The following is a 2828-nucleotide window of genomic DNA, read 5'->3' as shown; positions in this document are numbered from 1 at the left end:
ACGACCGAATCCGCCCCGGGCAGACACGCTCCCCGTACCGCGGCCTCCCGGGCCATTTCAAGGTAGGCGGCCCCCGGCAATATCCGCTGCCCGTTTATCATATGATCCGACAAGTAAAATTCTTCTCCCGTAAATCGCGAGCGATATTTTAGCTCCCATAGGTCCGATATATTCTCATGCAGCAACGGATGCAGCTTGTCTGCCTGTGCAGGATGATGTGTCCCCGGAATGACGGCGCTTTCCCCTTCCCCCATCGGCACCCAATAACGTTCTCTTGCAAAAGGATAAGTGGGAAGACTGAGCCGCCTCGGTTTCTGGCCCTCGTAAAGTTTGCCCCACTCTACTTGTCCTCCCTTTACCCACAACTCTGCTAAGCTCTTTAAATCTATTTGATTAGAATTCGGGATGTTCTCAAAGTCATATTTGTTGTCGGTCAAATTACTTTCATGTTGCCAAACATTTGTCAGCATATCGTTAACCGGTAAATTATTTGAAAATAAATCTAAAGCCTGAATTAAATCATGCTTGGAATCGAAAATATACGCAAAACGGTGTTGCATCGTCTCGCGGCCGATTTGTAACGTATAAGCGATATCTCTCAAATCCAGTTGTATATGCTCTGTTATATATGTTTTAAGCCTCCGAGCGTATTCTTTTAATCGCTCTTCAGTTTTTGCAGATAACACAAACAATGCCCTTTCATTTTTCACGATAGCCGGTGTGTCGCTAGCAGCACTAGGGTTATATTCTTCTATAACCATATGGGAGTTTGTTCCACTGAATCCAAATGAACTTACACACGCCCGTCTCGGGAGAGAACCCTCATGATTTTCCCAAGGTACTAGTTCAGTATTAACATAAAATGGACTATCATGTATTATGACATGTTCATTGAGATTCTCATAATTAATTGTAGGGGGTAACTTACGATGTTTCATAGCAAGTAACACTTTAATTACACCAGCTACACCGGCCGCTGCTTGTAAGTGTCCGATATTACTTTTAACAGAGCCTAAAGCGCAGTAATGCTTTTTATCGGTGAATAATTGGAATGATTCTTTTAATGCTTCTACTTCAATGGGATCTCCCAATTTGGTTCCCGTTCCATGGGCTTCTATCATGGAAATCGACTCCGGGTTGATTTGAAATTTTTCGTAAACTTCTTTCTCAAGATTTAATTGTGAGATGGCGCTTGGTGCAGTTATCCCGTTAGTCTTCCCGTCTTGATTGACCCCCCACCCACGGATGACTCCATAAATGCGGTCACCATCTTTTATTGCGTCCGAAAGGCGTTTCAATAAGACGACTCCAACACCTTCCCCTGGCACAAAGCCATTTGCTCGGTTATCAAAGGTGTAACATCGTCCGTCCTTGGAAAGCATACCTGCTTTGCTTGTCATTATATGTATAGCTGGACCTGTCATAATGGATACCCCTCCAGCTAGTGCCATGTCACTAGTCTTTAAAACGAGACTATTGCAAGCTTCGGCAATGGCCACTAAGGAAGAAGAACAAGCTGTATCAATCGACATTGAAGGACCTTTAAGGTTTAACAAGTATGATATTCGTGCACTAAGAATAGAAGGCGCATTCCCTATAAGTCTAAAAGCATCATTTCCGCTTTCTCCGATTAGCGATCCATAATCACCGGCTGAACATCCTGCAAAAACCCCACATCGAGTACCGGATAATTTCGAAATATTGATCCCGGCATCTTCAAAACAACTCCAACAGCTCTCTAAAAACAAACGTTGTTGTGGATCCATTAACTCTGCTTCAGCTGGTGAGATGTTAAAAAACATCGCATCAAACTTATCGATGTTATCTAGGCAACCCATCCATTTAGAAGTCGTTTTTCCGGGAACTTTGGGATCTGGATCATAATATTGGTCAATAGACCATCTTGATTCAGGAATTTCAGATACACAATTTCTGCCTTCAGCTATATTATTCCAATAATCGGCTAAGCTTTCCGACATGGGGAACTTCCCTGACATACCTATAATGGCAATACCAGTGCAATCACCATCCGATGTATTTACATTTGTATCATGCTGCATAACCTTGTTATAAAAGTTCTTTCTCTCTATCATTTCGCACGCATTATACATTAACAAATCAGCAATTTTATCTACATTCCGATTGCTCCAATGCTCATAGGGGGTACCTTTAACCCATAAATTAAACGCCCCCATGGCAGGACCACAATATATTTTGAAGTTATCTATTTCCGAAATTTCACCACGCAAGGTTAACTGGTTACAATAGGCGAAATACCATTTAAAAATGAGAGCCATCTTTGTTCGCGGATTTTCCGCAGCTTCTTGAAGTTCGATTGGATTCTTTTCTTTTTTATATTCGCAAATCAAATCCCAAACATCAGAAAACGACCTCTTGAAATATTTGGATTCAATTTCAGTTCTAACTTGTTGCGGTATATCTTCAATCGAGTTGTACTGCATAAATAGTTGATATAATTTATTTGCTCTCGCATGAAATTTGGTGTACTTTTTCACGACTTGCACTTTTGCCCCGATTTCAAACATATCCCCAGCAACTGTTATCGCCGTATCGTGAATGGATACTTTATTTAGGATATCTTTCACTGCTTCGTGCGCTCCGCTCTCTACCGTGCATTGATTAATGGAACCCGTGAAAACAAAATCCGCTCCCAGCATAAACGCAGCAGCAATTGCCTCGGGCGTTCCTATTCCGCCTCCACATCCGATTAGTATTTCATCTTGATACTGATAGTTACTTCTCAATTCCTCTTTTAAGGCAATTACCGAAGGAATCAACGGAAATACCACGCCCTGATCGGTGTGTCC

The 2828-nt window shown here is 42.0% G+C and carries 1 protein-coding gene; it reads right to left on the bottom strand.

The features are described 5' to 3' along the window. The coding region (locus KVT34_RS29270; RefSeq protein ID WP_217563191.1) for a beta-ketoacyl synthase N-terminal-like domain-containing protein at nucleotides 1-2828 on the bottom strand (2828 nt) is incomplete at both ends.

Origin of the sequence: Paenibacillus sp. GbtcB18, from assembly GCF_019091125.1 — a bacterium.
Taxonomy (GTDB): Bacteria; Bacillota; Bacilli; order Paenibacillales; family NBRC-103111; genus Paenibacillus_F; species Paenibacillus_F chitinolyticus.
Note: the sequence above shows the minus strand (reverse complement) of the source record. Positions and strands in the feature narration are given on the sequence as shown.